At 62.6% G+C, this 26,685-nt stretch carries 24 protein-coding genes; 8 read left to right on the top strand and 16 right to left on the bottom strand.

The genetic code is table 11. The features are described from left to right. Positions 1–12 precede the first annotated feature (12 nt). Positions 13–1,971: a DNA mismatch repair endonuclease MutL gene (gene mutL / locus ACXAEK_RS05480; protein ID WP_475040310.1), complete on the bottom strand. Its 1,959-nt coding sequence runs from the start codon at positions 1,969–1,971 to the stop codon at positions 13–15. 244 nt (positions 1,972–2,215) lie between these two features. On the opposite strand from mutL, the gene deoC reads away from it, so the two are divergent. Then, a complete protein-coding gene (gene deoC / locus ACXAEK_RS05475; protein WP_475040309.1) occupies positions 2,216–3,205 on the top strand; it encodes a deoxyribose-phosphate aldolase in 990 nt (329 codons plus the stop codon). Between the two features lie 11 nt (positions 3,206–3,216). Next, entirely contained in the window at positions 3,217–5,553 is a 2,337-nt protein-coding gene (locus ACXAEK_RS05470) for an aldehyde dehydrogenase family protein (protein WP_475040308.1), read from the top strand. Positions 5,554–5,618: 65 nt separating this feature from the next. On the opposite strand, the gene ACXAEK_RS05465 is transcribed toward ACXAEK_RS05470, so the two are convergent. Then, a complete protein-coding gene (locus ACXAEK_RS05465; protein WP_475040307.1) occupies positions 5,619–6,503 on the bottom strand; it encodes a permease in 885 nt (294 codons plus the stop codon). Positions 6,504–6,651: 148 nt separating this feature from the next. Between ACXAEK_RS05465 and ACXAEK_RS05460 the strand changes: the two genes are divergently transcribed. Continuing rightward, on the top strand, positions 6,652–6,957 hold the full coding sequence (locus ACXAEK_RS05460; RefSeq protein ID WP_475040306.1) for an ArsR/SmtB family transcription factor: 306 nt from the start codon (positions 6,652–6,654) through the stop codon (positions 6,955–6,957). A gap of 79 nt (positions 6,958–7,036) precedes the next feature. Here the strand turns inward: ACXAEK_RS05460 and rpsO are convergent, their stop codons facing one another. The 3 genes from rpsO to ACXAEK_RS05445 form a co-directional block, all read right to left on the bottom strand. Beyond that, on the bottom strand, positions 7,037–7,306 hold the full coding sequence (gene rpsO, locus ACXAEK_RS05455) for a 30S ribosomal protein S15 (RefSeq protein WP_008555454.1): 270 nt from the start codon (positions 7,304–7,306) through the stop codon (positions 7,037–7,039). A gap of 148 nt (positions 7,307–7,454) precedes the next feature. Continuing rightward, entirely contained in the window at positions 7,455–8,444 is a 990-nt protein-coding gene (locus tag ACXAEK_RS05450; protein WP_475040305.1) for a calcium-binding protein, read from the bottom strand. A 104-nt stretch (positions 8,445–8,548) separates the two neighbouring features. Next, the gene (locus ACXAEK_RS05445; protein WP_475040304.1) at positions 8,549–9,061 is read right to left on the bottom strand and encodes a DUF1643 domain-containing protein; all 513 of its coding nucleotides are present in this window, start codon (positions 9,059–9,061) and stop codon (positions 8,549–8,551) included. A 118-nt stretch (positions 9,062–9,179) separates the two neighbouring features. Here ACXAEK_RS05445 and ACXAEK_RS05440 point away from each other — a divergent pair, with 118 nt between their 5' ends. Further along, positions 9,180–10,460, top strand: coding sequence for a calcium-binding protein (locus ACXAEK_RS05440; protein WP_475040303.1), 1,281 nt, complete (start codon positions 9,180–9,182; stop codon positions 10,458–10,460). Between the two features lie 104 nt (positions 10,461–10,564). On the opposite strand, the gene truB is transcribed toward ACXAEK_RS05440, so the two are convergent. Further along, a complete protein-coding gene (gene truB / locus ACXAEK_RS05435; protein ID WP_475040302.1) occupies positions 10,565–11,491 on the bottom strand; it encodes a tRNA pseudouridine(55) synthase TruB in 927 nt (308 codons plus the stop codon). Positions 11,492–11,643: 152 nt separating this feature from the next. Here truB and ACXAEK_RS05430 point away from each other — a divergent pair, with 152 nt between their 5' ends. Further along, the gene (locus ACXAEK_RS05430) at positions 11,644–12,297 is read left to right on the top strand and encodes an RluA family pseudouridine synthase (RefSeq protein WP_475040301.1); all 654 of its coding nucleotides are present in this window, start codon (positions 11,644–11,646) and stop codon (positions 12,295–12,297) included. A gap of 7 nt (positions 12,298–12,304) precedes the next feature. Here the strand turns inward: ACXAEK_RS05430 and ACXAEK_RS05425 are convergent, their stop codons facing one another. Beyond that, a complete protein-coding gene (locus ACXAEK_RS05425; protein ID WP_475040300.1) occupies positions 12,305–12,853 on the bottom strand; it encodes a helix-turn-helix domain-containing protein in 549 nt (182 codons plus the stop codon). Positions 12,854–12,965: 112 nt separating this feature from the next. Between ACXAEK_RS05425 and ACXAEK_RS05420 the strand changes: the two genes are divergently transcribed. Both ACXAEK_RS05420 and ACXAEK_RS05415 read left to right on the top strand, forming a co-directional pair. After that, positions 12,966–13,676: an AzlC family ABC transporter permease gene (locus ACXAEK_RS05420; protein WP_475040299.1), complete on the top strand. Its 711-nt coding sequence runs from the start codon at positions 12,966–12,968 to the stop codon at positions 13,674–13,676. Next, positions 13,669–13,962, top strand: coding sequence for an AzlD family protein (locus ACXAEK_RS05415; protein WP_475040298.1), 294 nt, complete (start codon positions 13,669–13,671; stop codon positions 13,960–13,962). Before ACXAEK_RS05420 ends, ACXAEK_RS05415 begins: the two co-directional genes overlap by 8 nt. A gap of 168 nt (positions 13,963–14,130) precedes the next feature. Here the strand turns inward: ACXAEK_RS05415 and ACXAEK_RS05410 are convergent, their stop codons facing one another. Next, positions 14,131–15,570 (bottom strand): aldehyde dehydrogenase family protein, encoded by a 1,440-nt coding sequence (locus tag ACXAEK_RS05410; RefSeq protein WP_475040297.1) that lies wholly within the window; start codon positions 15,568–15,570, stop codon positions 14,131–14,133. A gap of 301 nt (positions 15,571–15,871) precedes the next feature. On the opposite strand from ACXAEK_RS05410, the gene ACXAEK_RS05405 reads away from it, so the two are divergent. Beyond that, positions 15,872–16,522: a peroxiredoxin gene (locus ACXAEK_RS05405; RefSeq protein WP_475040296.1), complete on the top strand. Its 651-nt coding sequence runs from the start codon at positions 15,872–15,874 to the stop codon at positions 16,520–16,522. A 58-nt stretch (positions 16,523–16,580) separates the two neighbouring features. Here ACXAEK_RS05405 and ACXAEK_RS05400 read toward each other — a convergent pair whose 3' ends face one another. The 8 genes from ACXAEK_RS05400 to purH all read right to left on the bottom strand — a co-directional run bounded on the left by ACXAEK_RS05400 (position 16,581) and on the right by purH (position 26,678). Then, positions 16,581–17,750, bottom strand: coding sequence for a rhamnan synthesis F family protein (locus ACXAEK_RS05400; RefSeq protein WP_475040295.1), 1,170 nt, complete (start codon positions 17,748–17,750; stop codon positions 16,581–16,583). A 37-nt stretch (positions 17,751–17,787) separates the two neighbouring features. After that, on the bottom strand, positions 17,788–18,672 hold the full coding sequence (locus ACXAEK_RS05395) for a glycosyltransferase family 2 protein (RefSeq protein WP_475040294.1): 885 nt from the start codon (positions 18,670–18,672) through the stop codon (positions 17,788–17,790). An 80-nt stretch (positions 18,673–18,752) separates the two neighbouring features. Then, entirely contained in the window at positions 18,753–20,897 is a 2,145-nt protein-coding gene (pnp, locus tag ACXAEK_RS05390) for a polyribonucleotide nucleotidyltransferase (protein ID WP_475040293.1), read from the bottom strand. Positions 20,898–21,190: 293 nt separating this feature from the next. Then, a complete protein-coding gene (locus ACXAEK_RS05385; RefSeq protein WP_475040292.1) occupies positions 21,191–22,510 on the bottom strand; it encodes a M16 family metallopeptidase in 1,320 nt (439 codons plus the stop codon). Next, a complete protein-coding gene (locus tag ACXAEK_RS05380) occupies positions 22,507–23,850 on the bottom strand; it encodes a M16 family metallopeptidase (protein ID WP_475040291.1) in 1,344 nt (447 codons plus the stop codon). Before ACXAEK_RS05380 ends, ACXAEK_RS05385 begins: the two co-directional genes overlap by 4 nt. Before the next feature lie 164 nt (positions 23,851–24,014). Continuing rightward, positions 24,015–24,536, bottom strand: coding sequence for a DUF3035 domain-containing protein (locus ACXAEK_RS05375; protein WP_475040290.1), 522 nt, complete (start codon positions 24,534–24,536; stop codon positions 24,015–24,017). A gap of 55 nt (positions 24,537–24,591) precedes the next feature. Next, a complete protein-coding gene (lspA, locus tag ACXAEK_RS05370; RefSeq protein WP_475040289.1) occupies positions 24,592–25,074 on the bottom strand; it encodes a signal peptidase II in 483 nt (160 codons plus the stop codon). A 14-nt stretch (positions 25,075–25,088) separates the two neighbouring features. Beyond that, the gene (gene purH / locus ACXAEK_RS05365) at positions 25,089–26,678 is read right to left on the bottom strand and encodes a bifunctional phosphoribosylaminoimidazolecarboxamide formyltransferase/IMP cyclohydrolase (RefSeq protein WP_475040288.1); all 1,590 of its coding nucleotides are present in this window, start codon (positions 26,676–26,678) and stop codon (positions 25,089–25,091) included. Positions 26,679–26,685: the final 7 nt, after the last annotated feature.

Below are 26,685 nucleotides of genomic sequence, written 5' to 3'. Positions count from 1 at the left end.
GGGGGTTCTTGTTCATGTGCGCCCGAACAGGCGCTCGATATCTGCCAGTTTCAATTCCACATAGGTGGGGCGGCCATGGTTGCACTGGCCGGAATGAGGGGTGGCCTCCATCTCCCGCAGCAGCGCATTCATCTCCTCGCCCCGCATCCGGCGGCCTGAGCGGATCGAGCCATGGCAGGCCACCCGGCTCAGAATCGCCTCGACCTTGGCCTGCACCAGCTGGCTTTCGCCCTGCTCCGACAGCTCGTCCAGGATGTCCTTGATCATCGCCTCGGCGTTGACCTCTCCCAAGATCGCCGGGGTTTCCCTGACTGCAATGGCATTGCCGCCGAAGGCCTCGATGCCGAGACCGAATTTCGCCAGCTCATCGGCCACGCCCAGCAGGCAAGCGCAGTCGTTGTCGCTCAGTTCGATGATCTCCGGGATCAGCAGCGCCTGCGCCGCGACACCGTTCTCTGCCATCTGGCGTTTCAGCTTCTCATAGACCAGCCGTTCATGTGCGGCGTGCTGGTCGACAATGACCATGCCGTCGGCGGTCTGGGCGATGATGTAGTTCTCATGCACCTGGCCGCGTGCCGCACCCAGCGGCAGGGCCTCGGCCCCGGGCGCGGCACCCTTGGGCGCACCCAAAGGCTGACCCGGGGCCATCGGGGCTTCCGGCGGTTCTGTCACCCGGCCGCTGTAGGCACCGGCCAGCTCGGCAAATCCCTGAGACGCCAGCGGCTGGTAGGCGGGTGCGGGCGCAAAGCTCTCTGGCTGCTGCGCCGTATAAGATGCCGTCCGTGCACCATAAGACGGCCGATCCATCTGATAGATCCGGGGGGCACCGCTCGCGGTGGGCTGCTCTACCTTCATTGCTCCGAGCGTGGCACCAGCCACGGTGGTCGAGGCGCGGTGCCCGGCTTCTGCCAGCGCATGGCGCAGGGAGGAAACGATCAGCCCGCGCGCCAAGCCGGGATCGCGGAACCGCACTTCGGACTTCGCCGGGTGCACGTTCACATCGACCAGCTGCGGATCGCAATCAATGAACAGCGCCGCCGCCGGATGCCGGTCGCGGCTGAGGAAGTCGAAATAAGCGGCGCGCAGCGCGCCGGTCAGCATCTTGTCCTTCACCGGGCGCGTGTTCACAAACAGGAACTGCGCCACCGCCGCACCGCGGGAATAGGTTGGCAGTGCCGCATAACCATAAAGCCGGATGCCCTCGCGGGTGGCGTCGATCTTCAGCGCATTTTCAGCAAACTCGCGCCCCAGCACCGAGGCCAGCCGCCCGTGCAGCGCATCAAACAGGTCGCCGGACAAAGGGTCGGCGCGGAAGGTGACCCGCCCCTCGCCGCCGCCAGAGACATCCCGCAAAGTGAAGCCCACCGAAGGCTCTGCCATCGCCAGCCGCTTCACCGTGTCGCCGATCGCCTGCGCCTCGGCCCGGTCGGTTCGCATGAATTTGAGCCGTGCAGGCGTTGCAAAGAACAGGTCGCGCAGCTCGACAATGGTGCCTGTGCGCAGGGCGGCTGGCTTCACCGGTTCCAGCTTGCCGCCGGAAACCCGGATCTGCGCTGCCTCATGGCCTTCGGCCCGGCTGGTGATGGTCAGCCGCCCAACCGCGCCCAAGCTTGGCAGCGCCTCGCCGCGGAAACCGAAGGTGTGGATATTCAGCAAGTCTGAACCGTCGATCTTGGAAGTCGCATGGCGGCTCAGCGCCAGCGGCAGGTCCTCCGGGGTCATGCCGCAGCCATCATCCGTGACCCGGATTAGCGTCTTGCCGCCATCGGCGATCTCCACCGTGATCCGGGTTGCACCGGCGTCAATGGCGTTTTCCACCAGTTCTTTCACCGCCGAGGCAGGCCGTTCCACCACCTCGCCGGCGGCAATCCGGTTAATGGCGCTGTCGTCCAGCTGGCGGATCACAGGCCGGCTGCCTGAAAGACCGTCTGCTTGCGGTTTGTCGCTGATATGGGGGTCTGCACTGCTCATACCGCTAAATTTAGCATGTGGAGGCGATTCTGCCACCGGAATGCGCAGCCCTGGGCTCAAAGACGCGGAAAACACGATTTTCACACCGCGCTGCTAGATTCAGGAGCTTTACGAGAGCTATGGTCCGGCCTTCGCGGAATTTTTTGTCCATTTAGTCAAAAAACATGCCCGCACGCCCCGGCCCTCGCTTGCCAAGATGCCGCACCCGTGCGATTTTCGCACGGAACTCTTCCGAGGATTTCCAATGGATAGCCATACCGCTGAACGAAGCGCGCAGCTGCCGCAGCTGGCAGAGCCGCGCAACCCGGGCATGGAGCTGGACCTGGACTGGGTCGCTGCCGTGCAGGCCAACACATCGGCCATCGAACGCCGCTGCGCCACCCTGCCGGGCCGCCGCAGCGTCAAGAAGGACCACCAGGCTGCCTGGCTCTTGAAAGCGGTCAGCCTGATTGACCTGACCACCCTGTCCGGTGACGACACCGAAGGCCGGGTCCGCCGCTTGTGCGCCAAGGCGCGCCAGCCGGTCAGCGCCGGCCTCCTGCACACGCTGGGCATGGAAGGCCTCACCACTGGTGCGGTCTGTGTCTACCACGACATGATCCCGACTGCGGTCAAGGCGCTGGAGGGCAATGGCATTCCGGTTGCCGCCGTCTCCACCGGCTTTCCGGCCGGCCTGTCGCCGTTCCACCTGCGGGTGGCGGAGATCGAGGAAAGCGTCAAGGACGGCGCCGAGGAGATCGACATCGTGATCACCCGCCGTCATGTGCTGCAAGGCAACTGGCAGGCGCTTTATGACGAGATGAAAGCCTTCCGCCAGGCCTGCGGCGACGCCCATGTGAAGGCGATCCTGGCCACTGGAGAGCTGGGCTCCTTGCGCAATGTGGCGCGCGCTTCGCTGGTCTGCATGATGGCCGGAGCCGATTTCATCAAGACCTCCACCGGCAAGGAAAGCGTCAACGCCACCCTGCCCGTGTCGCTGGTGATGATCCGCGCCATCCGCGACTACTATGACCGCACCGGCTACCGCGTCGGCTACAAACCCGCCGGCGGCATCTCCAAAGCCAAGGACGCGCTGGTGTACCTGTCGCTTATCAAAGACGAACTGGGCGACCGCTGGCTGCAGCCGGATCTGTTCCGTTTTGGCGCGTCTTCGCTCTTGGGCGATATCGAGCGCCAGCTGGAACACCATGTCACCGGGGCATACTCCGCCGGCTACCGCCACTCCATGGGCTGAGGGCTGAACATATGACCATCAAAGAGATTTTCGACACCATGGAATACGGTCCCGCCCCCGAAAGCGCCGCCGAAGCGCTGGCCTGGCTGGTCGATCAGGGCAGCCGGTTCGGCCATTTCATCAACGGTGAATTCACCGCGCCAGGCGACGGTTTCGACAGCAAGAACCCCGCCACCGGCGAAGTGCTGGCAACGCTGACCCAAGCCACGCAGGCGGATGTGGATGCCGCTGTTGAGGCTGCCCGCAAAGCGCAGGGCGGCTGGGCCGGTCTTGGCGGCGTGGGCCGCGCCAAATACCTTTATGCCATCGCGCGCCTGCTGCAGAAGCATTCCCGCCTGTTTGCCGTTCTGGAAACGCTGGACAACGGCAAACCGATCCGCGAGAGCCGTGACATCGACATCCCCCTGGCGCAACGGCATTTCTACTATCACGCCGGCATGGCCCAGCTAATGGACAGCGAATTGCCGGATGCAGAGGCCCTGGGTGTCTGCGGCCAGATCATCCCCTGGAACTTCCCGCTCCTGATGCTGGCCTGGAAAATTGCGCCGGCCATTGCCATGGGCAACACCGTGGTGCTGAAACCCGCGGAATACACCTCCCTGACCGCCCTGCTGTTTGCTGACATCTGCCGCCAGGCAGGCCTGCCCAAGGGTGTGGTCAACATCGTCACCGGAGACGGCGCCGTGGGTGAAATGATCACCGCAGCGGATGTGGACAAGATAGCCTTCACCGGCTCCACCTCCGTTGGCCGCAGGATCCGCGAGGCCACCGCAGGCAGCGGCAAGGCGCTGACGCTCGAACTCGGCGGCAAGTCGCCCTACATCGTCTTTGACGACGCCGACATCGACTCGGCAATCGAAGGCCTTGTCGATGCAATCTGGTTCAACCAAGGCCAGGTCTGCTGCGCCGGTTCACGCCTGCTGGTTCAGGAAGGCATCGCAGACCGCTTCCATGCCAAGCTGAAGGCCCGCATGGACGGATTGCGCGTCGGCAACCCGCTCGACAAATGTATCGACGTTGGCGCCGTGGTGGATCCGGTGCAGCTGAACACCATCAGCGAAATGGTCGCCGCCAACCAGGCGGGCCAAATGCATCAGGCACAGGTTGAAATGCCCGAAGGCGGCTGCTTCTACCCGCCGACGCTGATCGAGGGTCTCACCCCCGCCGATCCGCTGATGCAGGAGGAGATCTTTGGCCCAGTACTCGTGTCCTGCACCTTCCGCACGCCTGCCGAGGCGGTGGAACTCGCCAATAACACCCGCTACGGCCTGGCGGCGACGCTCTGGACCGAGAACGTGAACCTTGCGCTCGACATGGCGCCTAAGCTGGCTGCGGGCGTGGTCTGGGTCAACGGCACCAATATGTTCGACGCCGCGGCCGGCTTTGGCGGCGTGCGTGAGAGCGGCTTTGGCCGGGAAGGCGGCTGGGAAGGCCTCGCCGCCTATACCCGGGCCAGGACAAAGGCGAAACCGCTGGCCAAGGTGGATGCCTTCGAAGGCAACGGCGCCCCGGCAGACCCGCTGGACCGCACTGCCAAGATGTATGTCGGCGGCAAGCAGGCCCGTCCAGACAGCGGCTACAGCCAAGCCATCTACGGCAAATCCGGCGCGCTCCTGGGGCACGTGGGGCTGGCCAACCGCAAGGACGTGCGCAACGCGGTCGAGGCTGCGGCCGGCGCCGCCAAGTGGTCCAAGGCCACCGGCCACCTGCGGGCGCAGATCCTGTACTACATTGGCGAGAACCTCTCTGCCCGCGCTGAGGAATTCGCGGCCCGCATCGACGCCATGACAGCCAAGAAGGGCGGCGCGGCTGAAGTCGAAGCCTCGATCCAGCGCCTGTTCTCTGCGGCCGCCTGGGCCGACAAATACGACGGCCAGGTGCATGGCGTGCCGATCCGCGGCGTGGCGCTGGCGATGAAAGAGCCGGTTGGCGTGATCGGCGCGCTCTGCGCCGATGAGGCACCGCTGCTGGGTCTGGTTTCGGTGATGGCGCCGGCGATTGCCATGGGCAACCGGGTGGTGCTGGCGGCCTCCGAAGCCTTCCCGCTGGCAGCAACCGATTTTTATCAGGTTCTGGACACCTCAGACGTGCCCGGCGGTGTCGTCAACATCCTGACAGGCAGCCATGCAGAACTGGCGAAACCGCTAGCCTCGCATCTGAACGTCGACGCGGTCTGGAGTTTCTCCTCTTCTGATCTGTCAGCAGCGATCGAGGCGGCTTCTGCAGGCAACCTGAAGCGCACCTGGGTCAACAACTGCACAGCGACGGACTGGACACAGGACCATACCAAGCGCTTCCTGCAGGAGGCCACTGAGGTGAAGAACATCTGGGTACCCTACGGCGAATAACCCGGCTGAAACTGACAACGGCTGGCTTCTCTTGAGGCCAGCCGTGTTTTTTGCCCTGCGCAGGTTCAGGCACCAAGCGGTGTCAGCGCATAGATCAGCCCGGCTCCGACCGCCATCGTCAGGATCACCGCCAGGAAGGCCAGGATCATCGGCATCCGGAAAATGGCACGCAGCAGAATAACCTCTGTCAGACTGGCCCCGGCGCTGCCGATGATCAGCGCCATCACCGCCCCCAGCGACATGCCCTTGGCCGCCAGTGCCGCCGACAGAGGGATCACCGCTTCCGCCCGGATGTAGAGCGGGATGCCGATCACCGCGGCCACCGGAATGGCAAACAGGTTGTCGCTGCCCGCGTATTCGGTGATCAGCCCGGTTGGCATAAAGCCGTAAATGAACGAGCCGATGGCAATGCCTCCGAGCAGGTAGGGCAGCACGCCCTTGAAGTCCTTCCAGACCGATTTCCAGAGCCGCAGCCAGCGGTTCTCAGGCTGAGACGCCGCGCTGCAAGAGCTGCCGCAGCCGCTGGGAGCTGGGGCCTCATAGGCCGCAGGTTCCACATGGCGCTCGAACCCCAGCGCCTCCAGAAGCACGCCCGCAGCCACCGAGACCACCATCGCGATCAGGAAATAGACTACAGCCACCTGCAGGCCGAAGGTCACGGTGAACAATCCGATGATCACCGGGTTCAGCAGCGGACTGGAGAACAGGAACACCATCATCGGGCCAAACCCGGCCCGCGCCCTGAGCAGCCCCTTGAGGAAGGGAATCGTCGAGCAGGAGCAAAACGGTGTGATTGCTCCCATCAGCGCGGCAACCACATAGCCGCGGCCGTTGCGCGAGCTGAGGACCGCCTGGATGCGGGCCGGTGAGATATACTCCTGCAGCACCGCCACGCCGTAGCTGATCAGCAGGAACAGCGCCGTCAGTTCCACGGCGAGGAAAAGAAACATGCCGCCTGCTTCCTGCAGGGCAGCGGTGACTTCAGGTGACATCGGTCCAACCTCTGATTCTAAATTACTGGTTTTATCGAAATATTGATCACCAGAGTGCGAGTCAATATATTACCGGTAAATTCGTAACATCCAACCCGGAGCGCTCATGGACGTCGACGAAATTGCAAAGGTTCTCAAGGAGCTGGGCCACCCGCACCGGCTGCGGATTTTCAAGAGGCTGGTGAAGTCAGGCTTTGACGGGCTGCCGGTCGGGGTGCTGCGCGAGGATCTGGATATCCCGCATTCCTCGATGACCCACCATGTTGCCAGCCTGGTGGAGGCCGGGCTGATCAAACAGCAGCGGGAGGGGCGCATCCTGCGCTGCGTTCCGCAATACGGCCGCCTGTGGGATGTGATCGCCTATCTGCAAAGCGAATGCTGTCTGGATGAACGCAGCGCTCCGGCCCGCTGACTGCCCCCGGTGGACGGGTGGCCAAAAGAAAACGCCCGCTCCTTTCGGAACGGGCGCAGAAAATCCGGATTAGCGCGGATTAGCGGCGGATGCCCAGGCGTTTGATCAGGTCCTGGTAACGGGCCTCATCCTTGCCTTTGGTGTAGTCCAGCAGCTTGCGGCGCTGAGCAACCATTTTCAGGAGGCCACGGCGGCCGTGGTTGTCCTTCTTGTGGGTTTTGAAGTGCTCAGTCAGGGTGTTGATGCGCGAGGTCAGGATTGCAACCTGGACTTCCGGGGAACCGGTATCGCCGTCTTTGGTTGCGAATTCTTTCATCAGGCGCGCTTTTTCTTCCGCAGTGATCGACATCGGGGTCTCCTTCATAGGTTAGAGTGGATGGCGCAGGCCGGGATGTCGTCCAGCACAGGCCCATGGAGAAACCTGCCGCGGAATCGCAGCAGATGCGGGCGTATAAGATGTTTCCACTGCAAAGGCAAAGGATAAGTGCGCTGCCTGGTCAGCTGGCGCCGCCCGCTTGCGGCAGCAGCCCCGCCCAGGAGGCAGAGGCTTTGTCCACCAGTACCAGATCTTCTGCCGAAAGCTCCCCAGCACCGGACAACCGGATGGCAGGCTGCCCGTCAACCAGGACCAGTTGCTCCTCCTCGGCTTCGGGGTTTTGCTGCACCTCCACCAAGGGCTCCTCTCCCTCTGCAAAGTCCCAAATCAGCACCAGCTGATCCTCTGCGGCATCGAAATCCATCAGTTCTACAGCCGCCCCTGTTCCTGTCCAGCTGCCCAATGCAATCTGATCACCACCTGCCCCGCCAGTGACCGCATCGCCCGCCCCTGCGATCAGCGTGTCGTCCCCGTCACCGCCATTGACAAAATCACGCGCCGTGCCGTCGCCGGCGCCGGACACTACATCATCGCCGGAGCCGCCGAACAGAGCGTCCCGTCCAGCACCGCCCCAAAGACTGTCCTTGCCGTCATTGCCATGCAGCGAATCCTGGCCTTGGCCGCCCGCCAGCAAGTCACCGCCCTGGCCACCATGCATTTCATCCGCACCGCGGCCGCCCGACAGGCTGTCATTACCGAAATGCCCAAAGAGTTGATCCTGGCCGGAACCGCCCTGCAGCGTATCGGCGCCTTCTTCCCCGTGCAGCAGGTCGGCACCAGTTCCGCCCTGCAGGATGTCGCTGCCTTCGTCGCCATGCAGGACATCATTGCCGGAACCGCCCTGAAGCCAATCATCGCCGTCATAACCACCGATCTGATCATCGCCGCCGCCGCCGGCCAGCCGGTCCGCCGCACCGCTGCCAGCCAGCACATCGCCGCCATCGGTGCCCGTCACGGTTTCTCCGCCAGGTTCGATGAAGCCGCCATCCAAACCGTCGCCATCATCATCCGCTTCCGGACCGGGTGCGTCCTCCTCAGTCGAGGATCCTGCATCCACCAGAACTGCACCGCCCACCGCAACCAGGCCCAGCACGCTCGCAAGCCACAACATAACCAATCAACCTCGTATCAACCTGCACCCGCCGAGGATCTCATGTGCAGGCCGCGCGATCAAAACAAAACAGGAACATGGGTTAACAGATACCGATGCCCCGGCTAGGCTTCCCGCCACACCTCAGGCTGCTGGCTGTAGGCGATATAAAGCGGATGCTTGGGATGGCCTGCCTTGCTGAGACCCAGATGATGCAGCGGTTTGCCGGTCTGCCGCAGGGCTGCGGCCACCCGGGCCCCTTGCCCCAAATGTTCGCCATGCGTGCCCCAGGCGCAGATCACAGTATCAGCCCATTCCACACCGTCCAGAATGGCCGCCATATTCTCCGGCCCTTCCGGCGCTTGCAGCCGCCGCATTTCCCGCGGGTCCGTCACACGGCAGGCAAAGATGTTGGTGGCCCGGAAACTGCCGAATCCCAGCGCCCGGGCGCGGCGCTCGCAGCGTTCGATGGTTGGGTCGTTTTGCACTTCGGTCGCAGTCGAGGGGTTTAGCATCACGAACATCACCCGCCGTCCGGCAGGGTTCCAGACACGGGTCAGACTGTAACGGTAGGTCTCGCAATCGGAATAGACGGCGGTCGAGGGCGCGTCGCCCTTGGTGTGGCTGCGGGTAATCATGCCGGCGGTTTTAAAACGGCGCTGGTTGCATTCCAAGGGAGTTTACTGCAGCCTTTGGCAGAACCGCGGACGAGTTTTTACCGCGATAGCATTGTTCAATTTTTGTGATCCGGTCGACATGGAACTATTGATTTTTCTTGCACTTGCGGGCTCCGCCATTGCTGTCGGCTTCGACGGGGCCGAAATCTCCGGTGAAGAAACTGCTGAACCGGAAACACCAGTTGAACCTGATCCGCAGCCCCAAGCCGCCAATTTGTCCGGCACCGCCGGAACGGATGATCAGCTTAGCGGCGGAGATGGAAACGACACGCTGACAGGCAATGCCGGTGACCAGGATCTGCTGGCAGGCGGCAGCGGAGATGATGAGCTGCATCTAGGTGCAGACAATACTGCCACCGGCGGCGAAGGCGCGGACCGTTTCGTCCTGGACGATGAAGGCAGCCGTGAAACGGTGATCGAGGATTTTGAACTGGGCACCGACCAGCTGGCACTGACGCCCTATCACTCCGGTTACGTTGAGCTGATCGAGACCGAGGACGGCAGCGGCCTGCGCTTTATCGACACCCTCAACAACAAGACGATCCTGACCCTGCCCGGCATTTCGCTCGCAGAGGGAGAGGTTTTGGAAGTAGATTTTCTGCTTGGAAATGGAGACATTGAACGGACTGAGCAGTTTGAAAATCCCGGCTTCAGCGCCCCCTTTGCCCTGGATGCGATCCGCGGCACTCCGGACAGTGACACACTGGACGGCACCGCAGGCGATGATGTGATATTTGGCGAAGGCGGTGCCGACACGCTTACCGGCGGCGAAGGCGACGACACGCTCTACAGCGGCAGTGGCTCAGTCCACTATGAAGGGTCCTACAATCACTACCCCGGTGACCTGACCCGTGTGGGTGACGACGGTGATGTGCTCGACGGTGGAACTGGAGATGACCGCCTGTGGATCGGTCCCGGGACAACGGCCACCGGCGGCGCTGGGGCGGACACCTTCCACGCCTTTGCAAATGTGTACGAGGCCGGAACTCCGGCAGCCGAAATCACCGACTTCGATCCGTCAGAGGATCAGCTGCGAATCGACTTCCCGGTCGTTGCCGGCTTCGGGTCCATCCCCAGCTACAGCTTTGAAGATGCAATCGCCGGACTGAGCGTCAGCTACGACGCGGATCAGGACAGCACTCTGATCGCCATGGACGGTATTGCCATCGCAACCTTGCCCGGGGATCAGTCAGGGGTCAGTATCGCCTTCCACGACGACTACTCCACCAGCGAGGACCGTTGGCGCGATGCGGCGGGTAATCAGATCAGTGCCGAAGAGGGCGCGCAGGCCAGTATCCTCCTGACCGCACAGGAGTATTACTCTGTATTCGGAGACAACGGAACAGCCGAGCCCGCCTAGCCAGGGCGCAATGCCAGTGCAAGTTAATAGGTCAGCCTTGCTGTCCAAATGTTTCGCGCGCGAAACATCCGGTCAAAACTGCTGACCCAAAAAGTTACACTTTGTTAACCGGCGCTTGCATCTTGATTGAACACCCGGCTGGGATGCAGGCTGCCGGATTTGTAGACGCCGACGGCAACCGCATGGCCGTCGAGCGACGCCCAGGCCTCGTCGCCATATTCTACCTCATCATTGGGCATCACCATGCCCGGGTTGCCGTTGCGCAGCCGGACCGCGCCCTCTGGCGTGCATTTGACCTCCGGCAGATCCGCCAGGCCTTCCTCCAGCGGGCGCAGGTATGCGTCCAGTTCCGGGGTACGAGCCAGGTGCTCGATCTCTTCCAGGGAAATCCCGTCTTCAGCCGCATCAAACGGGCCGGACCAGATCCGGCGCAATTCCTTCACATGGCCGTGGCAGCCCAGTGCGGCCCCCAGGTCGCGGGCGATCGAGCGCACATAGCCGCCTTTGCCGCAGGTCATTTCCAGCACCGCGTGGTCCGCGTCGGGGCGATCCAGCATGATCAGCTCCTCGACCCACAGCGGGCGGGCTTCGATCTCCACATCCTCACCATCACGGGCGAGCTTATAGGCGCGCTGACCGTCGATCTTGACCGCGGAAAATTTGGGCGGCACCTGCATGATTTCCCCCAGGAAGGGCAGCAGCGCATCCTTGATCTGTTCATCAGTGGGGCGCTCGGCGCTTTCGGCAATAACCTCGCCCTCGGCGTCATCAGTGTTGGTCGCCTGGCCCAGCCGCACGGTGAAGGTATAGGCCTTCAACGCATCGGTGATATAGGGAACGGTCTTGGTCGCCTCGCCTAGCGCCACCGCCAGAACGCCGGTCGCCTCAGGGTCCAAGGTGCCCGCATGGCCCGCCTTCTTGGCGTCCAGCGCCCAGCGCACCTTGTTCACAACCGCGGTCGAGGTCAGCCCCGCGGGCTTGTCCACCACCAGCCAGCCGGAAATATCGCGCCCTTTGCGTTTGCGTGCCATGCCTTCACCCCAAAGTCCTGTGAGGCGCGCCGGTTACCGGATCGCCGGGACAGTGTCAATTTAGCAAATGGCAGGGCTCAAGGGAAAGAGACAGAGGCAGCGGAACCTGGCCGCGCTTGCCCTGGCCTGCCGGTGGCGCTAGGCAGGCGCCCATGGCCGTTTCAAGCGAATACACCCCGCCGCAGGACCCGCTGGAGATCCTGCACCACGACGCCGAACTGCTGGCCGTGAACAAGCCTGCCGGCCTGTTGTCGGTGCCAGGGCGCGGGGAGCATCTGGCCGATTGCCTGATCAGCCGCATCCAGGCAGTGTTCCCCGAGGCGCTGCTGGTGCACCGGCTCGACCGCGACACCTCCGGCGTGATGGTATTCGGCCTCACCCCCCATGCGCAGCGGCATCTGTCGATGCAGTTCGAGAAACGTACCACGAAAAAGGCCTATGTGGCACGGGTCGCAGGCAAGCTGGAGCCGAGAAGCGGCACCGTGGATCTGCCGCTGATCGTCGACTGGCCGAACCGGCCCAAACAGATGGTCTGCCACGAGACCGGCAAGCCCGCGATCACCGATTGGCGGGTGATGAAATACGAGGAGGACGCCACCCGTGTGCGGCTGACGCCCAAGACCGGGCGCTCGCATCAGTTGCGGGTGCATATGCTGTCGCTGGGCCATCCGATCCTGGGCGACCCGCTCTATGCCAGCGGCGGCGCATTGGAGCATCCGCGGCTGATGCTGCATTCCGAGGAGCTGCGGATCAAGCACCCCGACAGCGGCGAGTCGCTGAAGTTCCGGGTCAAACCCTCTTTTTAGAGCCTGACTACGGCGCTTCCATCACCATCATAAACAGCGTATCCGCCTGCAGCGCCTCATAGCTGTGCCGATGGTCGCCCGGGTAGCTGTAGTAGTCGCCGGCCTGCAGCTCCTCCTCCTGCCCCGCCGGCCCCACGCGCATCTGCCCGGCGCAGACCAGCATGTGCTCCACCGTGCCGCGCGGATGCGGCTGGGCACGGCGCACCTCCCCCGGCTGCATCACCACCCGGTAGACATCCCGGCGCACGTTGGGCGGGCAGCGCGACAACAGCACCGCAGCGAAATCCGACTGCTCCAATTCCAGAACCTCCCCCTCTGCGGCACGGACCAGTTTGGTCGCCGGTGCCTCCGTCTCAAACAGCAGGCTCAGCGGCACATCCAAGGCGGCGGCCAGCGCCCAAAGCGTCTCTACACTGGGGTTTCCGTTGCCTGCTTCCAGCTGCGACAGGGTGGATTTGGCAATGCCTGCCTCGGCCGCAAGTGCCGAGAGCGACTTCCCGGCCCGGCTGCGTTCCCGCTGGATAGCGGCGGCGATCATCTGATGCGGCGCTGACATGTTCTGTATTTCGCCCTTTCGTTCGACTTGACGAACGCGCCGTTCGTTCGGTACACAATTCATGTGTTCGGTATAGACGAATATATGAGCCGCTTCCAGAGGAGCCCCCACCATGATTATGCAAGATCTTGCCCCGTCCTCGTGCCGAGATGAACTGGCCGCGGGTTTGCGTGACATTTTGCCTTTGGCGGCAGGGGTCGGCGTCTATGGGCTGGCCTTTGGCCTGCTGGCCGCGCAGGCACAGATGGACGCGCTGCAGACTGGCGTGATGGGCAGCATCGTTTTCGCCGGCTCGGCACAGATCATCGCGGTTGAGCGTCTGATCGCGGGCGCCGGAGCCGGGGCCGCCGTGCTGGCGGGCCTCGCGCTGAACCTTCGGCTGTTGCTAATCACCGCGTCCTTGCGGGATGAGCTGGCCGGACGTCCCTGGTGGCAAATCCTCATAGGGGGGCATCTGGCAACGGATGAAAACTGGGCGCTGATGCACGCCATGCGCGCCCGCGGCCATCGCGCGGGCTACTGGTATCTGGTGGGCGGCGGATTGGGGCTGGTCGCGGTCTGGGTGCTGGCCACTGTGGCGGGGGCCAGCGTCGCCACGGCAGTACCGGAGCCCAAGGCCCTGGGCATGGATTTCGCCTTTACCGCTGCCTTTATCGCCATCCTGCGTTCCCTGTGGAGCGGCAGGGCCATGCTACTGCCGTGGGGCGTGTCCATCGCCACCGTGCTGCTGGCGGGCCTGCTTACGCCGCTGGATCCCACCTGGACGCTGATCCTGGGCGGCGCGGCAGGGGCTGCCATTGCCGGAGTGCTGGGCAATGACTGAGACTTGGACCCTGATCTTCGGCCTGGCAGCGGCAACCTTTGCTGTGCGGCTTTCGGGCTATCTGCTGGGCCGGCGGCTGCCGGACCACGGCCCCTGGGCGCGCGGGCTGCAGGCGCTGCCGGGCTGCCTGATCCTGTCGCTGGTCACCTATCTGCTGATGCAGGGCGGGCCGCAGGAATGGATCGCAGGCACGGCCGCCTTGACGGTGGCGCTGACCACCCGCAGCCTGCCATTGACGATGGGCGCCGGAATCGCCGTAATCTGCCTGCTTAGAGCCTATTTTTAATCTCACACCCCTTTACCCGTGCGCAGCACGGGCCACGCCCAAGCCTGAATGCGGCCCGGCGCAGCCGGGGGGCTTGAGGGCGCGGGAGCACCACCGGACGCAAGCCCTGTGCACGCAAAAAGAAAGCCGCCCCGGAAGGCGGCTCTCTACAAGGTCCGTAGCGAAGGCTTATTCAGCGGCCCAGCCGCCGACCGCTTTGACTTCCAGGAAATCCTCGATCCCCCATTTGCCGCCCTCGCGGCCCTTGCCGGACTGCTTCATGCCGCCAAAAGGCGAACCTGCCGAGCGGGACTTGCCGTTCATCTCCACCATGCCGGACCGCAGCGCGCGGGCCATGCGGTTGGCGCGGGCGCCATCCTGGGTCTGCACATAATTGGTCAGGCCATAGGGCGTGTCGTTGGAGATCTCGACCGCCTCCTCTTCACTCTCGAAGGGAATGATCGACAGCACCGGGCCAAAGATCTCTTCGCGGGCGATGGTCATCTGGTTGTTCACATCGGCAAAGACAGTGGGCTTCACATAGTAGCCCTTGTTCAGCCCGTCCGGACGGCCGGTGCCGCCGGCCACCAGTTTGGCGCCTTCGTCGATGCCCTTCTGGATCAGATCCTGGATCTTGTTCCACTGCAGCTCATTGACCACCGGCCCGATGTGGCGGCCTTCCTGGCTGGCCGGGCCAACCTCGACCTTGGCGGCCACTTCCGCTGCCTCGGCGACCACCCGGTCATAGATGCTCCGCTGCACCAGCATACGCGAGGGTGCGTTACAGCTCTGACCGGTGTTCTGCATCATGTGCAGCACGCCGCGCTTCACTGCCTTCTCGTCGGCATCTTCAAAGATCACGTTGGCGCCTTTGCCGCCCAGCTCCAGGTCGACCTTTTTCAGGGTCGGCGCCGCAGCCTGGGTAATCGCAATGCCCGCGCGGGTGGAACCGGTGAAAGAGATCATGTCCACATCCGGGTGGGTGGTCAGCTGAGAACCGACACCCGGGCCGTCGCCGTTCACCAGGTTGAACACGCCTGCCGGGAAGCCGGCCTCATCCATCAGCTCGGCAAAGATCATCGCGTTGAGCGGGCTCTGTTCCGACGGCTTCAGCACCATGGTGCAGCCGGCCACCGCTGCCGCGCCGACCTTCAGGGTCACCTGGTTCATCGGCCAGTTCCAGGGCGTGATCAGGGCGCAGACGCCGACCGCCTCGTGAATGATGCGGTCGTTGGGGCTGCGGTCGTTCAGCGGTGCGTCAAAGGGGAACTCCTTGGCCGCGGCGATGAAATTGCGCAGGTGCCAGCTGCCGGCCCCCACTTGAGAGGTACGCGACATGTCGATCGGCGCGCCCATCTCCAGCGACATCGCCTGGGCGAGATCTTCGGCGCGGGTTTCATAAATTTCGATCAGCTTCTCGACCAGCGCGATGCGCTCTTCCACCGGGGTGGCCATCCAGCCCGGCAGCGCCGCCTTGGCCGCAGCCACGGCAGCGTTGGTGTCAGCCTCAGAGCCCAATGAGATCACTGCACAGGGGTCTTCGGTCGAGGGGTTGATCACCTCGAAGTCGTTAGGCGCAGCAGGGGCAACCCACTGGCCGTTGATGTAAAAATCGCGTTTCTCGATCATCTGGGGTCTCCCAATTCAGATGTTCTCTCCCAGCCGCCGGCCGGTTTGGCGGCCACTTTGTCACCAGGCCGGGAAGGGGGCAAGTGGCTTTGGCTGCATAATTTGATCAAATTATCGGAGCGCCTGTCAACGCTTTTCCAGCGGTGTTTGCAACCCTCTGGCGGGCAAGGACATTAGAGATTTTCCGTGGCAACCTGCGGCAGGGGCTGTAACGTGACGGAAGACTGCATAAGTGGTTTCCCAGGCGACTCAGCCGCCTGACAGCAACCAAACATAACCCCCTGACAAGGAGGATACTGCCATGGGTTTACGCATCAACGACGTGGTTCCTGATTTCAATGCCGAAACCGATCAGGGCAGCATCAGCTTTCACGACTGGATCGGCGACAGCTGGGCAATCCTGTTTTCGCACCCCAAGGATTTCACCCCCGTTTGCACCACAGAGTTTTCCGCGGTTGCCCAATTGAATGACGAATGGTCCAAGCGCAACACCAAGGTGATCGGCGTTTCGGTTGATGGTGTTGAAGATCACAAGAAGTGGAAGAAGGACATCGCGGAATACGGCAAGGCAGAACCCGGCTTCCCGATCATCGCCGACGATGGCCTGGCAGTTTCAAAGGCGTTCGACATGCTGCCTGCCGAAGCCTATCTGCCCGATGGCCGCACGCCTGCCGACAGCGCCACTGTGCGCTCTGTCTTCATCATTGGTCCGGACAAACAGCTGAAGCTGTCGATGACCTACCCGATGACCGTGGGCCGCAACTTTGCCGAGATCCTGCGAGCCTTGGACGGGCTGCAGATGAGCGCCAAGGGTGTCGCCACCCCGGCAAACTGGGTGCCGGGCGAAGACGTGATCATTCCGCCGACTGTCTCCAACGAGGATGCCAAGGCGAAATTCGGCGAATTCGAGACCATCTTCCCCTACCTGCGCAAGGTAAAAGCGCCGGAATAGTCCGGACGCTTTCGAACCTCCTGCAAGCCGCCTTTGGGCGGCTTGTCTTATTCAGGTGTTAGCCCGCATTTCCTGCTGCGGGCGGGAAATCCGGCGCCCGGGTTTGCCGCAACTGCAGCGCTTCGGCTGCGATGGCCCGGCCTTCCTCCCCTTCCAGCTTCGATGCAAAGCCCAAGGTGATGTCCGACCCGTCCCGGGTGAGCCAGCAGGGCGATTTCTTGAGAAAGGCAAACCCATCCTCAGCATGCAAATAGGCAGGCAGCGTGTAGCTGACACCCTGTGTGGCCACCGCAGTCAGAACAAATGCCGCAAAATCCTGCGGCGGGGTGTCTTGCGACAGCAGCTTGGCCTTAAGAGCCTCGAGACTGGGGCGGCCGAAGATCACGGTTTCCTCTACAACACGCCTGATCGCCGCCGGGGACAGCCGGCCAAGCCGCTGGTCCAAGTCCGCTGTCCGCAGGACCGCACCGTGCGAATACCCATGTGACAGCACCCATTGAGTGAGTCCGGTCTCTCCCCGGCGGACGATGAATTTCTTGTTGTTGGTCAGGGGAAAGCGTTTCCAGAACCTGAGGAAAGCGGGATCATTCAGCAGCCGCCCTGACAGCATCAGCGCATAGGAACAGTACTGGAAATTCCGGCTGGCCGTGGAATAGCCCCAGTTGATGCCCCGGAAATGTTCTGCCTCCACCCGCGGATGGCCATAGTTGCAAGCGGCGGCGGCAAAATCCACTCCCAGCGCCTCAGCCTCCGCAAGCCAATCACGCGCGCCCGGCAGCGGGAACCATGAAGAATTGTTCAGCAGCACCAGCCGGTCAATGCGGTCCAGATGTGCCCGGGCGGCCAGAAGACCGTCCCTGTAGCCGCCAAAGTCATATCCAAAATTGGGACGTTCAATGCAGAGCCAGCTGACACTGCGCAAGCGTTCCCGATCGGTATCACTGAGCGGGATGTTAGACACCACGACAGGAGCATATCCGCTGCGGATCAAGTAGCGCAGGGCCAGAAAATGGGAGTCTAGCAGGCCCTGGCTTGGGAAGATCAGATAGATTGCTGGCAGCGGGCCCGGTGGCACGGCCCCCTTGGTGCAACGGATCCGGCGGGCCAGGGCTGCATCGTAGTACCAGCGCCCCAGCAAAAGAGACCCCAACCGGCTGGGCAATTGGGAAAACTGCTGCAGCGGGCGCTTCAGCTCACGGGTGATTTTCCATAGCGGGGGGCGTTTCATGCAGGGCACCTGTCGAGTGTCACTGAAAAAGCCAGCATCAGCGCGTCTGCCACGGCGGCGGCCGGTCCGCTGAACCCAGGCCGCGGCTGACGAGGATTGCGCGGAAATAGTACCAACTTTTGGCGCGCTTGCGTGCTGACAAAAGGTTTAGAGGGGAGACCAGCTGCAAGGCGGCCTCAGCCAATGCCCGAAGGAAGCCCAAGGGCTGGTTGTGCTTGCGGGCTGCGTAGACGCGGGATTGCCCCATGTACCAAGCTTTGAGCGCAGCGGTCCTGGCAGAGCGTTCCGTGGAATGCCCCAAGAGGTGCCGGACCTGCGCCCCATAGACATAGCGCAACGGGCCGCAGTCAGCTTTTAGCCTGAGGCTCAGGTCATCATCCTCGTGGAAGAGGAAAATTTTGCGGTCGAAGCCGCCCACCTTCTCAAATGCGGAGCGGCGCACCAGCAACGCCCCGCCGGACAGCACAGGCACTTCGCCATCCTGCGTGGCGGCTTCGCGGCCAAGCCAAAGCGATTTCGGAATCAGTTTGCTGCGGCGTTTGAAAAAGAGCGAACCGTCGCCTTTGACGATGCGGGTGTTAAAGGCTGAAACCTCAGGATGGGATTCAGCAGCCGCCAGCAGAGCCTCCAAAGTGTCCGGAAAAAGCTCGGCATCCGGATTCACAAAGAACAGGAATTCGGCATCCGCAAGCTCCGCCCCTTGATTGCAGGCGCGGCCAAAACCCAGGTTTTCGGAATTGGCAATGAAGCGCGCGCCATGTTCTGCGGCCAAGGTCCGGGTTGCGTCCGCGTCGCGCGATGCGTTGTCGACGAGAACAACAGGAACTTCATCCGGAATGGAACGCAGCAGATTCTCAACAATCACCGAGGAATTATAGGTGACCGTGATGATGGAAACACGGGATTTCAAAGACTTGTCCATGCGCGTCCCGGCAGAAATTGAATAGCCCGGGGCACGATTTGGCGCGTGCCCCGGGCTGTTTATGTCAGATCAAAGGAGGATTAGTCCTGCTCTGCCTTTTCTTTCTTCTCCGGCTGGATTTCCTCGCCGGTTTCCTGGTCGACAACTTTCATCGACAGGCGGACCTTGCCGCGGTCGTCAAAGCCCAGCAGCTTCACTTTCACTTCCTGGCCTTCCTTCAGAACATCCGACGGATGGTTCAGGCGGCGGTTTTCGATCTGGGAGACATGCACCAGGCCGTCACGCTTGCCGAAGAAGTTCACGAAGGCGCCGAAGTCGACGATCTTCACAACTTTGCCGGTGTAGATCTGGCCCTCTTCCGGCTCTGCCACGATCGAATAGATCATGTCATAGGCCTTTTGGATGGCTTCGCCGTTGGGGCTGGCGATCTTGATCACGCCGTCGTCGTTGATGTCGACCTTGGCGCCGGAGGTTTCCACGATCTCGCGGATCACCTTGCCGCCGGAGCCGATCACTTCACGGATCTTGTCGGTCGGGATCTGCATGGTTTCGATGCGCGGGGCGTGGACCGAGAACTCATTGGTTTCGGACAGCGCCTTGGCCATCTCACCCAGGATGTGCATCCGGCCGTCCTTGGCCTGAGCCAGGGCTTTCTCCATGATTTCCGGGGTGATACCGGCAACCTTGATGTCCATCTGCAGCGAGGTGATGCCGTTTTCGGTACCCGCCACCTTGAAGTCCATGTCGCCCAGGTGGTCTTCGTCACCCAGGATGTCCGACAGGATCGCGTAAGAGCCGTCGTCTTCCAGGATCAGGCCCATCGCAACACCGGCAACCGGTGCTTTCAGCGGCACGCCCGCGTCCATCATCGACAGCGAGCCGCCGCAGACGGAAGCCATCGAGGAGGAACCGTTAGATTCGGTGATTTCCGACACAACACGCACGGTGTAGGGGAAGTCGGTCGGGGCCGGCAGAACCGCCTGAAGCGCGCGCCAGGCCAGTTTGCCGTGGCCGATTTCGCGGCGGCCAGGGGAGCCGACACGGCCCACTTCACCAACCGAGTACGGCGGGAAGTTGTAGTGCAGCAGGAAGTTGGATTTGAAGTTGCCGTGCAGCGCGTCGATGAACTGCTCGTCGTCGCCGGTGCCCAGGGTGGTCACAACCAGGCCCTGAGTCTCGCCGCGGGTGAACAGCGCCGAGCCGTGGGTCCGCGGCAGCAGGCCGGTTTCCGACACGATGTCGCGAATCTCGTCGGTCTTGCGGCCGTCGATACGCTTGCCGGTCTTGACCACGTCGCCGCGCAGGATGCCTGCTTCCAGCTTCTTCAGCGCGGAGCCGAGGTTGGCATCTTCCAGCTGCTCTTCGGTCAGCTTTTCCTTGATGGTCTCACGGGCAGCGGCAACAGCGGCGGTGCGCTCCTGCTTGTCGGTGATCGCAAAGGCGGCGCGCATCTCGGTCTCACCTGCGGCTTTGACCGCCTCATAGAGGTCGGCGTAATCCGGCGGGGTGAAGTCGAAGGGCTCGTTCGCGGCTTCTTCGGCCAGCGAGATGATCAGGTCGATCACCGGCTGGATCTGCTCGTGCGCGAATTTCACCGCACCCAGCATCTCGGCCTCGGACAGCTCATAGGCTTCCGATTCCACCATCATCACCGCGTCTTTGGTGCCGGCAACAACCAGGTCCAGGCGCTGCTCGGGGTTCAGGCGCAGGTCCTGCATGTCGTCGACGGTCGGGTTCAGAACGTATTCGCCGTCCTCGAAGCCAACGCGCGCACCGGCGATCGGGCCCATGAAGGGCGCGCCGGACAGGGTCAGCGCAGCGGAGGCCGCGATCATCGCGACGATGTCGGGGTCGTTGACCAGGTCGTGGCTCAGCACGGTGCACATCACCAGCACTTCGTTCTTGAAGCCGGGGACGAACAGCGGGCGGATCGGACGGTCGATCAGACGCGCGGTCAGGGTTTCTTTTTCGGTCGGGCGCGCTTCGCGCTTGAAGAAGCCGCCGGGCACCTTGCCCGCAGCATAGTATTTTTCCTGGTAGTGCACGGTCAGCGGGAAGAAGTCCTGGCCGGGCTTCTGCTGACGGGCAAAGGTCACGTTGGCCATGACCGAGGTCTCGCCCAGGGTGGCAATCACGGAGCCATCCGCCTGGCGGGCAACTTTGCCGGTTTCCAGTGTGAGCGTCTCTTCGCCCCACTGCATCGATTTTTTCGAAACGTTAAACATCTAGCGTATCCTGATTGGGAGCGCTCCCGGCCCTCCGGGTCTCCCGTTTGCGTGGCGGCCCCATTGCCGCCGGCCCAATCTATCTTTCTTTCGCGTGCCAGGGCCCGGGCACATCGTCTCAGATAGGCCCGCCCATACAGCAGTTTGCCCCCGATTGAAAGGAAAAGCGGAAAGCCGCGCGGTCCGGCGGCAGGAGTCAGCGTGAAGCCGCCCGGATGCCGGCCCGGCAGTAAAAACGCCCGCTCCATGCGGGGCGGGCGCTGATCGGGGCTGATCCATAGCCAGGAGCGGCCTCAGTTTGTGGTCTCCAGCCCTTCCGGGCGGCCGGCGATGGTGAAATGCAGCCCGCCGGGGTCCATGAACTCCGCCGCAAAGCGGTTGATGTCTTCCAGGGTGACCGCGTTGATGCGGTCGTTACGGGTTTCCACATAGCTGACCGGCAGATTGTCCATCTGCATCCCCGCCATGATTGAGGCAATGCGGCCATTGCCGTCAAAGCGCAGCGGGTAGGCGCCGGTCAGATAGGTCTGGGCATCCTTCAGCTCTTTCGCGGTTACGCCTTCCTCGGCCATGCGGCGCCATTCGTTGCGGATGACCTCCACCGCTTCGGCCATCTTGCCGTTGGCCGAGGCCACCGACCCCATGTAGACCGCTGCCAGATCGCGCGGCACCAGGTAGGAATAGACCCCGTAGGTCAGCCCGCGCTTTTCCCGCACCTCAGTCATCAGCCGGGCCTCGAAAGAGCCGCCGCCCAGAATCTGGTTCATCACATAGGCGGTGAAGAAATCCGGGTCCTCGCGCTTGATGCCTTTCTGGCCGAAAAGGGCCACCGACTGCGGTGTATCAAAGTCGACAACCGTGACACCGCCTTCGATGGTCACGTCTGCCGGGCCCGGGATCGGTGCACCCTCCGCAGGCAAGGCGCCCAGCAGATCATCCAGCAGTGTGCCAAGCTCCTCAGCAGTGATGTCGCCAACAGCACTGACATAGAGCCTGTCGCGGGCGAATACTGCCTCATAGGCATCAAAAATGTCCTGCCGGCTGAGGGCGGAAACGCTGTCCACTGTGCCTTTGCCATCACTGCCGTAGGGGTGGCTGCCAAAGGCCATGCTAGCAAACGCCTGCCCCGCAATCTTATTTGGATCCTTGGCGTCTGAGCGCAGCCCGGCAAGCACCTGAGCCCTCACCCGGTCCAACGCGTCCTGGTCAAACCGCGGCTCAAACAGGGTTTGCCGCAGAAGCGCTGCAGCCTCGTCGCGGTTTTCCGTCAGAAACCTGGCGGAAATGGAAACAGCATCCTTATCCGCGTCATAGGAAAAATCTGCGGCCAGGGATTCCAGCGCACGGGCATATTCCTGTGCACGCAGATCCCCGGACCCTTCTTCCAGCAATCCTGTCATAAGATAGACCGCGCCGCGTTTGCCTTCTGCATCCAGTGACGTGCCGCCGCGAAACCGCAGTTCCAGCGCCGAGAAAGGAATAGCGTGATCTTCCACCAGCCAGGCGGTAATGCCGCCGGGGGAGGTCACTTCCTGAATCTTGATGCCAGCCAAAGCGGGAAAAGCCATGAAGCAGGCAGCCAGTGACGCCGCAATCAGTTTCAGCAGTGTCATTGGGTCACCTCCTGACTGCGTGTCATCCAGCCTGTCACCGATGTTTCCGGGCGCAGCACTTCATTGGCCGCGGCGATGATCTCGTCCGCTGTGACGGACTGCAGTATTTTCGGCCAATCCTGCACATCCTGCACCGTCAGCCCGATGCTGAGCGCCTGGCCATATCGGTTGGCAATGCCGTTCACATTGTCCCGGTCATAGATCTCGGCAGCGCGCAACTGCAGTTTGATCCGGTTCAGCTGGGCCTCGTCCACCCCCTCCTCGAGGAAGCGGGCGATGGTGGAATCCAGCGCGGTTTCAGCTTCTTCCATGCTCACGCCGTCAGCGGGGACCACGAGGAACGTAAACGAGGTGTCATCCAGCGAGCTGCCGGAGTAGAAGGCGCCAGAGTAGACAGCAACTTGCTGGTCGAATTGCAGAGCATTGGCCAGGTAAGACGTGCTGCTACCCCCCAGAAGCTCTGCCAGCAGGTAAAGTGCCGCGGCCTTTTGCTGCGCGCCGGGGTCACGCTCCGGCGCCAGATAAGAACGCTGGACATAGGGCTGGGCGACGCGTGGATCCTGGTATGTGACGCGCCGGGCCGCGGTTTGCGGCGGCTCCTGGCTGCGGAACCGTTCCGGCAAATCCGGATTAGCCGGAATCACGCCGTAGTATTTTTCCGCCAGGGCCTGCACGTCATCCGGCTCAACATCCCCGGACACCACCAGAATGGCGTTATTGGGCGCGTAATACGTCTGGTAGAAAGACAGCGCATCCTCCATGTCCAGGCTTTCCATCTCATGCCGCCATCCGATCACCGGCTGGCCGTAGCGATGGTTGAGATACTGCACAGCCTGCAGCTGCTCGCGGAACAGCGCCACCGGGTCATTGTCCGTGCGCTGGTTGCGCTCTTCCAGGATCACCTCGCGCTCGGTGACGATATCCTCCTCGCTCAGGCGGAGGTTGGTCATCCGGTCGCTTTCCATCTGCATCATCAGTTCCAGCCGGTCGGCAGCAACACGCTGGAAATAGGCAGTGTAGTCGTAGCTGGTGAAGGCATTGTCCTGACCGCCATTGGCGCGCACCGTCGCAGACAGCTCACCCGGCGCCAGCTTGTCTGTGCCCTTGAACAGAAGGTGCTCCAGGAAATGGGCGACACCGGACTGGCCCGGCGGCTCATCGGCAGAGCCGGCCCGGTACCAGACCATCTGCTGCACGACGGGCGCGCGATGATCCTCGATCACCACTACATCCATGCCATTGTCGAGGGTGAACGCGGTCACTGACTCATCCTCAGCCCGTGCCGGGATAGACAAGACAGCACTCAGCGCTGCGGCGGCCAATGTGACCCTTTGGATCATCTGGCATCCTCCAATTTCTGCACCATTGCCCTTGCCCGGGGCAGTGCGGTTACTGCTCTTTTGCGTAATGCAGCCACAATTCGGCGCGCATTGCCAGCAGAAAGACTGCTGTCAACCTACGCTGCTGCTGGCGTCTTGCAAGATTGGCTGGCGGAAAAGTGAGTTCAGAAATCGCCAGGCGGCGGTGCGGACGGCGTGGCCGCGCCGGCACGGCGGTACTGCTCGTTTGCGGCGTGAGGATCCAGCGTCTGCTTCCTGTACAGCTGTTCATAACGGTCAACCGGGAACAGCTTGATCCGGCCCACGCGGCGGTTGCGGTGGCGGAACTTGGCATCCTCTTCGGCGACAGTTTCCCTCACGCCCGCCTCGACTCCATACCGGCTGGATGCCGTTACCAGGGCTGCATCGCTGGAGGGAACGCCGCTACCGGGCACCAATGCGCCGGGCTTGCCGCCAAGGGCGGCAACCGCTTCGGCCTGCGGGTTGGGGTCCGTCAGGTTTGCGCCGCCAGGCGTCGGCGCGGGCAGGCTGCTGAAGTTTTCAGGAGTGCTCAGCGGTTTGCTGGGCAGAACTAGAAATTCGTCAGGGCCGGTGCCGGGCTTCTGGATGAGCCGCAGCCCCTTTTGGCCGCACCCGGCCACTGCCAGCGCGCCAGCCAGAACCATCACTCCGAACGGGATCCGCATTGCCCCAAACTCCTGCCTGTTTCCCAGCGCTTTTAACGCAATTGCCTGACGAGGTCTACGCAGGCTTTTTATGCCGGCCGTCGAAGAAGATCAGCCCGGCTGCGCCGCCAAAGATAAATATATCAGCGACATTGAACACAAAGGGATTCTGGATGCCGCAGCAGGACGTGTTGAGAAAATCCAGCACATAACCGTAGAGCAGCCGGTCCGCGACATTGCCCAAGGCGCCGCCGATCACCAGCCCTGCGGATAGCTGCATGCCCCAGAACTTGCCTTGGCCACGCAGAATCCAGATCGCCAGCGCAGCGCAGATCACCAGCGACAGCGCAATCAGAATCCAGCGCGCGGCTTCATCGCCGCCGCCGAACAGGCCGAAATTGATGCCGGTGTTCTCGCCGTAGCGGAAATTCAGGAACGGCGGCAGCACGTCGATCCTGTGGCGCTGGTCCAGCCCCATCACATGGATCACCCAGTATTTGCTAGCCTGATCGGCCAGCAAGGAAAGGGCGGCGCCCCAGATCATGCAACGTGCTGCCATGTGCCCTGCTCTGCTTAGTGGCGGAAGTGGCGCATGCCGGTAAAGACCATGGCCAGACCTTTTTCGTTGGCCGCCTTGATCACCTCGTCATCGCGCATCGAGCCGCCCGGCTGAATGACGCAGGCACCGCCCGCGGCCGCCGCTTCCAGCAGGCCGTCGGCAAAGGGGAAGAACGCGTCCGAAGCCACGGCACAGCCCTTGGCCAGGCTCTCTTCCAAACCCAGCTCGGCGGCCATGCGGCCTGCCTTGGCCGCGGCCACATTGGCGCTGTCCAGGCGGCTCATCTGGCCTGCGCCGACGCCGACAGTGGCACTGTCCTTCACATAGACGATGGCGTTGGATTTGACGTGCTTGGCAACTTTCCAGGCAAACAGCAGATCCTGCATCTGGGCCTCGGACGGCGCCTTCTCGGTCACCACCTTGAGGTCGTCCATGCCGACGTAGCCGACGTCCTTGTCCTGCACCAGCATACCGCCTGCGACTTGCTTGTAAGCCGTGATGGCTTTGCGCGGATCGGGCAGACCGTCGGTCAGCAGCAGGCGCAGGTTCTTCTTGGCGGCAAAGATTTCCTTTGCCTCGTCAGATGCGCCCGGTGCAATCACCACCTCTGTAAAAATCTCTGTAATCTTGGCAGCTGTTTCCGCGTCCAGCGGCTGGTTGAGCGCCACGATACCGCCAAAGGCCGAGGTGCGGTCGCAGTCAAACGCCTTCTGGTAGGCTTCGGCCAGGGTCGCGCCCTTGGCCACGCCGCAGGGGTTGGCGTGTTTGATGATTGCCACGGCCGCGCTGTCAGACGGATCGAACTCCGCGGCCAGCTCATAGGCCGCATCAGTGTCGTTGATGTTGTTGTAGCTCAGTTCCTTGCCCTGCAGCTGCACGGCAGTCGCAACGCCCGGACGATTGGAACCGTCGGTGTAGAAAGCCGCTTCCTGGTGACTGTTCTCGCCATAGCGCAGGGTCTGTTTCAGCTCACCGGCAAAGGCGCGGCGGCGCGGGGTTTTCTCTTCAATTGCGGAGGCCATCCAGTTCGACACAGCCGCGTCATAGGCAGCAGTGCGGGCATAGGCGGTCTGCGACAGGCGCTGGCGGAAGGCGTAAGAGGTCTGGCCGTCTTTGGCGTCCAGTTCAGCCAGCAGCGCGTCATAGTCCTGCACGTCGGTGACCACATTCACGAACAGGTGGTTCTTGGAGGCTGCGCGGATCATCGCCGGGCCGCCGATGTCGATGTTCTCGATCATCTCGTCATAGCCGGCACCGCGCGCCAGAGCTGCCTCGAACGGGTAAAGATTCACGACCAAGAGATCGATGGCGCCGATGCCGTGCTCGTCCATTGCGGCGACGTGGGAGTCATTGTTGCGCAGGGCCAGCAACCCGCCATGCACCATCGGGTGCAGGGTCTTCACCCGGCCGTCCATCATTTCCGGGAAGCCAGTGACTTCCGATACGTCCTTGACGGTGAGGCCGGCATCGCGCAACGCCTTGGCGGACCCGCCGGTGGACAGCAGTTCAACACCGCGCGCAGCCAGCGCCTTACCCAGCTCAATCAGGCCGGTCTTGTCGGATACGGAAAGCAGCGCACGGCGTACGGGGTGAAGGTCGGTCATGGCAGGG

The organism is Leisingera sp. ABM4_101, assembly GCF_056158725.1.
The sequence above is the reverse complement of the archived record's forward strand: the minus strand, read 5'-3'. Positions and strand labels throughout refer to the sequence as shown.